The 6,685-nt window shown below is 44.1% G+C and carries 7 protein-coding genes; 5 read left to right on the forward strand and 2 right to left on the reverse strand.

Annotated elements, in window-relative coordinates:
• Positions 1-167 precede the first annotated feature (167 nt).
• The 3 genes from VIP81_RS22165 to VIP81_RS22175 all read left to right on the forward strand — a co-directional run bounded on the left by VIP81_RS22165 (position 168) and on the right by VIP81_RS22175 (position 2,931).
• Positions 168-1,247, forward strand: coding sequence for a serine hydrolase domain-containing protein (locus VIP81_RS22165; RefSeq protein ID WP_331966504.1), 1,080 nt, complete (start codon positions 168-170; stop codon positions 1,245-1,247).
• Positions 1,248-1,810: 563 nt separating this feature from the next.
• Positions 1,811-2,389 (forward strand): HDIG domain-containing metalloprotein, encoded by a 579-nt coding sequence (locus VIP81_RS22170; protein ID WP_331966507.1) that lies wholly within the window; start codon positions 1,811-1,813, stop codon positions 2,387-2,389.
• Positions 2,390-2,415: 26 nt separating this feature from the next.
• Complete coding sequence (locus tag VIP81_RS22175) at positions 2,416-2,931, forward strand: hypothetical protein (protein ID WP_331966510.1); 516 nt, start codon at positions 2,416-2,418, stop codon at positions 2,929-2,931.
• A gap of 84 nt (positions 2,932-3,015) precedes the next feature.
• On the opposite strand, the gene infC is transcribed toward VIP81_RS22175, so the two are convergent.
• Positions 3,016-3,729, reverse strand: coding sequence for a translation initiation factor IF-3 (gene infC / locus VIP81_RS22180; protein WP_331966513.1), 714 nt, complete (start codon positions 3,727-3,729; stop codon positions 3,016-3,018).
• 172 nt (positions 3,730-3,901) lie between these two features.
• Entirely contained in the window at positions 3,902-5,842 is a 1,941-nt protein-coding gene (gene thrS / locus VIP81_RS22185; protein ID WP_331966516.1) for a threonine--tRNA ligase, read from the reverse strand.
• A 202-nt stretch (positions 5,843-6,044) separates the two neighbouring features.
• Between thrS and VIP81_RS22190 the strand changes: the two genes are divergently transcribed.
• Together VIP81_RS22190 and VIP81_RS22195 are read left to right on the forward strand one after the other, a co-directional pair.
• Positions 6,045-6,317 (forward strand): hypothetical protein, encoded by a 273-nt coding sequence (locus VIP81_RS22190; RefSeq protein WP_331966519.1) that lies wholly within the window; start codon positions 6,045-6,047, stop codon positions 6,315-6,317.
• Positions 6,318-6,450: 133 nt separating this feature from the next.
• A partial coding sequence (locus tag VIP81_RS22195; protein ID WP_331966522.1) for a hypothetical protein occupies positions 6,451-6,685 on the forward strand: 235 nt, incomplete at its 3' end.

Raw genomic sequence — 6,685 nt, forward strand, 5'->3', positions numbered from 1 at the left:
GTCATATTGAATCAAGAAAGTAGTACACTCCTCTAATGAAGCGATTGAAAGCAGTAAGTATCATCTTAACTATATCGGGAATTGCAATAATATCAAGTTGCCAGAGCAATGCAGCAAGACGGGAAGCTGAAAGGAAAAAAACAACATCAGACAGCGTTCTTTACACCGTGGGATTAAGCACGGCAGAAAAAGAGGCGATATTAAAATCGCCCCGCACCATACAAATGCAACATGAACTGGAAGCATTTTACAATGGTAAATTATTACGCAGTGGATTCAACGGTGCCGTGCTTGTAGCCAGAAAGGGCGTTATCATTTTTGAACAATATCATGGTTACGAGAATTCAAGGACGAAAACACCTGTCATTGACAGTTCTTCTTTTCAACTCGCCTCTGTTTCAAAAACCTTTACCGGCGCAGCTGTACTGTGGTTAGCACAAAAAGAGAAACTCAGTCTCGACGATTCTTTGCAAAAATTCTTTCCCGCATTCCCGTACAAAGGAATCAATGTTCGTATGTTGTTAAGCCACCGCAGCGGCTTACCGAACTACCTCTATTTTTGTGATAGTTTATGGAAAGAAGAATCACGCTTCATTACCAATGATGAAGTGATCAAACTAATGGAGGCACATAAGCCACCAATGCAACATTTGCCCGGAACTCATTTTCAGTATTGCAATACCAACTACCTGCTGCTGGCTTCTATCATAGAAAAAGTAAGCGGACAGAAATATGCTGAATTTATGGAAGAAACTATTTTCCGTCCATTAGGTATGGTGAATACTTTTGTCTATGATCCTGCTTCAGCAGCACGCCGGCACCAGACCCAGAGCCATAAGTACAACGGGCAGTTTGAGCCGGATACTTATTTCGATGGTGTGATGGGTGATAAGGGAATATACAGCAGCGCACGCGATATGCTTAAATGGGACCAGGCGCTCTATTCCGGACAGCTATTAAACGAAGCTACCCTCAAGGCTGCTTATACTCCTTATAGTCATGAAAAACCAGGGATACGTAACTACGGCCTTGGCTGGCGACTGATGGTATATCCCGACAGTTCTAAAAATATTATCTATCATAATGGCTGGTGGCATGGCAACAACACGGTATTTTATCGTTTTGTACAAGACTCTACCACATTAATCATCTTAGGAAATAAATATAACCGCGGTATTTACCAGGCTGTAAAACCTGTTCGTGATATACTTGGTCACGGAGATGGTGAAGAAGCCGGAGAAGAATAGCTTTTAGCTTTTAGTAAATGCAGCGAAAACCAACATGATGTCATCTTTGCTGCATTTACTAAAAGCTAACGGCTAAAAGCTATTTCCTTGTTTTCTGTTGGGCATTACATTATCTCTGGTCCCAATTATTTCGCCCGTAAATGCGTGGCTCCTCACCGTGTATTCATCTTTCAAACAATAATGGCAACAGGAAGGAATACAGGGATCCCTGTGAATAAAAAATTCCACCTCACTCCCTGCAAACAAAATCAACCCTCCCATCAGCAGGGATACTGAAGGATCGAGCCATTTCCAGCCCGTAAAATGAATAACGCTTAAGGCAATGATTAGTCATACACTGCTGTATGCGTCCTTCCGTCATAATAACGCGCAGTTCTTTTCTTAGCAATGGTTCAGATTTGTGTTGTTGCAAAGCCATAGGTAACCGATTATTGCCGTACAGGAGATATACTGCTCTTAATAAAAACATAACAGTGTGTATGCCGATATAGCAGCAACAGCGATTATTTTTGCGATAATGCCACGGCATGAAAAACAGTACTAACCCTTATTAATGTACGAAAATGACCGACAACGAATTACATGCACACACTGTCATTGAAACCATCTTCGATCTATACAACAATTATGGTAACGAGGAATACGGTGAACAGGTAACGATGCTCATGCATATGACGCAGGCCGCACTGATAGCGGAGAGCACGGGTTTTGATGATGAAATGATCGTAGCGGCCTTTCTCCACGACATCGGTCATTTCTTTGAGCACACCGAAAAAATGGGTGAATACGGGAGTCTTGCACACGATGACCTGGGCAGTGCCTACCTGCTGGAATGCGGCTTTCCCGAAAAAATGGCCAAACTGGTGGGCAGCCACGTAGCCGCCAAAAGGTACCTGACGTGGACCGACAGTGCCTATTACGATACCCTCTCTGAAGCCAGCAAACAAACCCTGGAATACCAGGGTGGGCCTATGAATGAGGAAGAAGCACTGGCTTTCCGCAACGACCCTTTGTTTGCACAATATATCCAGATCAGGATCTGGGATGATATGGGTAAAGAAACTGATCAGCCGGTAAACCCGGAGGATGTAGCCCGGATACGGCAAAAGACATTATCCTATCTGCTGGAGCATGGTAATTAAATTGCTTGCATTAAATTGCCGGCGATATGGATCTACGTTCCGAAATATTAGCAGAACATTCCCGCACCCACTCCCTTCATATTGCCAACTGGATAGGCGCCGATGCTGATCGCTTTGATCAGCTGCTGCAATTATTCCTGCAGGATGAATACCGGGTGGTGCAGCGCACGGCCTGGGTGATGCGTTTGGTGGCAGAGAAACATCCGTCGCTACTTGCTCCACACCTACCGGCTGTAGTAGGCAGAATGGAGGCAGCAGATGTGCCGGTAGCGGTGAAAAGAAATGTATTGGGGATACTGCAAAATATCTCCATCCCGGAAAGCCTGCATGGTCCGGTGATGAACAGTTGTTTCAGTTTCCTGGAAGATCCGTTGGAAACCGTAGCTGTAAAGTCTTTTTCGATGACGGTACTCGCTCACCTCGCGAAGGATTATCCGGAGATCAAAAATGAGATCCGTTTGCTGGTAGAAGATCAGCTGGAAAACAATCCCACGCCGGGTATCCGGTCAAAGGCCAGGAAAGTATTAAAAGAGATACAATAGTTTGCTACCCGACAAAAGAAAAAGCAGCGCAACGGGGTATAACACCCTGTTGTGCTGCTTTTTTTAATCAGATATAACCATTGGTTACGCGTTAGCATCTGCCGCTGGTGCTGCATCAGCAGCTGGCGGAGGTGTAACAGGTGCCTTTGCTTCTCTTGGTTCTCTTGGCTCTCTCGGTTCCCGTGGTTCTCTTGGTTCCTTAGGTTCCTTTTCCTTCTTCTTAGCCGCTTTAGGAGCGAAGATGGCGATCATACGCTTACCTTCCATGGTAGGCATACTTTCCAGACCACCTACTTCTGCCAGCCTTTCAGCAAACTTCAGGAGAATTAACTCGCCACGTTCTTTAAACATGATCGCACGACCTTTAAACTGTACGTAGGTTTTCACCTTGTTACCGTCTTTCAGGAAGCTTTCCGCATGTTTAGCTTTAAAGTCGAAGTCATGGTCATCGGTGTTGGGCGTAAAACGAATTTCTTTCACTTCGCTTTTGTGCGCCTTCGCCTTCATTTCCTTTTCCTTCTTCTTCTTTTCGTAGAGGAATTTATTGTAGTCGATGATACGACAAACGGGGGGCACGGCATTTGGGGAAATCTCAACCAGGTCTAAACCTTGTTCCTCCGCCATTTTCAGCGCCTCCTCGGTTCTGTAGACACCTACCTCAATATTTTCACCTACAAGCCTTACCTCAGGAACGCGTATCATCCTGTTGGTGCGATGTTCTTGTTGTTGTTCCCTGCGGAAGTTGGGGTTTCTGCCCCGGTTGTTGCCGCCAAAACTTGGTCTGGGTCTTTGTTGCATTAAGAAAAATAAAATTAATTAATTAATTGCCTTTGTAGTCCATGGTCCACATATCGTCCATGGACCAAAAACAATATTTACAAAAATAAGGGGAAAATCACAGCAATAAACATACCTCATTCAAGTAATGTTCATTGTTTTATATACCTTTTTTCCACATTCATTTACTTTGCTATTCTATTGGCTTCCGGTTCGCTACCTCTTCATTTATCATTGCTGTAAATTGTTCGAGTTGCATAGTTCCCAAATCACCTTTAGATTGACGACGAACGGCTACTACTTCATCGGCTGCTTCTTTTTCACCAAGGACGAGCATGTACGGAATTTTTGCCAGCTCTGCTTCCCGGATCTTCTTACCGATTTTTTCGCTTCTGTCATCTATTTCAGCGCGAATTTCCGCTTTTTTTAGCAATTCTGCTACTTTTTCTGCATAGGCCTGGCTTTTATCGCTGATAGGCAGGATTTTCACCTGTGTAGGGGCCAGCCACAGCGGGAACTTACCGGCGCAATGCTCGATCAGTACTGCAATAAATCTTTCCAGTGAACCAAATGGCGCACGGTGAATCATTACCGGACGATGTTTCTGATTATCGGCTCCGATATACTCCAGTTCGAAACGCTCCGGCAGGTTATAATCCACCTGGATAGTACCCAGCTGCCATTTACGGCCCAGGGCATCCTTTACCATGAAGTCCAGCTTAGGACCATAAAATGCGGCTTCGTCGTACTCCACCACAGTATTCAGGCCTTTTTCAGCGGCCGACTCAATGATGGCTTTCTCCGCCAGTTCCCAGTTTTCTTCGCTACCCATGTATTTACTGCGATCTGTTTTGTGACGCAGGGAAATCTGTGCGGTATACTCGGTAAAACTTAAACTGTTGAATACATACATCACCAGGTCAATCACTTTCTGGAACTCTTCTTTCACCTGGTCAGGACGGCAGAATAAATGCGCATCATCTTGCGTAAATCCTCTCACACGGGTTAATCCGTGGAGCTCACCGTGCTGTTCGTAACGGTACACGGTACCGAATTCGGCAAAGCGTACCGGTAAGTCTTTGTAAGACTTAGGCGACACCTTGTACAGTTCACAGTGATGCGGGCAGTTCATTGGTTTCAGCATAAACTCCTCACCTTCTTCCGGGGTGTGGATGGGCTGAAAACTATCCTTGCCATATTTTTCGTAGTGACCGGAAGTGATATACAGATTCTTATTACCAATATGTGGTGTAACCACCGGCAGGTAACCGCTGGCCAGCTGTGCTTCCTGGAGGAAACGTTGCAGACGTTCCCGCAACATCGCTCCTTTAGGCAACCACATTGGCAGGCCCAGTCCTACTTTCTCAGAGAAAGCGAACAATTCCAGTTCCTTACCCAGTTTACGGTGATCACGTTTTTTGGCTTCTTCAATCAGTGTCAGGTACTCATCCAGCTCTTTTTGATTCGGGAAAGTGATACCATAGATGCGGGTGAGCATCTTATTTTTTTCGCTACCACGCCAGTAAGCACCGGCAATGCTGGTGAGCTTAATGGATTTGATAAAGCCGGTATTCGGAATATGTGGTCCACGACACAGATCTGTAAATCCGCCCTGGGTATAGAAGGAAATACTTCCATCTGCCAGTTCGTTGATGGTTTCCAGTTTGTACTGGTCGCCCTTTTCTGTAAAGTAAGCCAGTGCATCTGCCTTGCTTACTTCCTTGCGCACATACACGCTATTTTGTTTAGACAGCTCCACCATCTTGGCTTCTACCTTCTTCAGGTCTTCTTCCGAAATAGTACGGTCTCCTAAATCAATATCATAATAGAATCCATTCTCGATGGAAGGACCATAACCCAGTTTTACGCCGGGATACAGGGCTTCCAGGGCTTCTGCCATTAAATGCGCAGAGGAATGCCACATCGTAGCCTTACCATCTTTATCCACCCACGTGAGCAGTTGCAGCGTGCTATCCGTCAAAATCGGGCGCGTAGCATCTACTACCTGCCCATTAACATTTGCGGCCAATACTTTGCGTGCCAATCCTTCGCTGATGGATTTGGCAATGTCCAATGCAGTTACTCCTGGTTCATACTGACGAACTGCGCCATCCGGAAAAGTGATATTTATCATACGTTTTGCTGTTAGCACCATACTTTTTCATATGGGCTACATTTCCTTTATAAAATGTTTGCGAAGTTAAGAAATAGTTTGTTAGCTTTTAGATTACCATGTCATTGAACTTAAGGATTTTAAAAATAAATATTTATACAGCGGTGTGAGTTCAGTTGAAAAAGATGTTATTTTCACGTTTGTAAACTAAAAATATTACAAAATGATCAGGCATTATTTGAAACTGTACAACACACTGACGAAAGAATTGTATGTACCGGAAGATAAGGCGAAAGAATTGATTATTGCGATTTATGAAAGTGCGGAGGAGAAAATGATGGCGAAGCATCCGGGGATGGCGGCTATCAGATATGAAGAGCAACAACAACGGCGATTTGCGCACACCAGAAAGATGGGCGACTACCTGCTAATACTCCAATATGTCCTCATTGCCATGACTGTTATCTTTGGATTTATAGTGTTCTTTCTAGTATAAGAATGATCTTCCTTTTTACAAATTGATTCTTTAAATAAAAAAATAATATAGCCAAAAGAAATATCTATTTAAAACCCGATATTAAAAACAGGAATAACTTAATTTTATTCCTGTAATATAAAACCATTACATTATGAATGCAGGAAATTTAAAATTGTATGATCTTGTCAGACAGGATCTACACTTGCCAGACCACAAAGCGCTGGAATTTGTTACCGCGATTGGTGATTTTTGGGAAGGGAATCAGGCGAGGCAAAATGAACTCCTGGCCACCAAAGCCGAATTGATGTCAACAAAGAGTGAGCTCAAACAGGAGATCCACGCAATTTCCGTGAAGGTCGAAAACCTGGCTACTCAGATGAACACTC

Origin of the sequence: Chitinophaga sp., assembly GCF_036566945.1 — a bacterium.
Taxonomy (GTDB): domain Bacteria; phylum Bacteroidota; class Bacteroidia; order Chitinophagales; family Chitinophagaceae; genus Chitinophaga.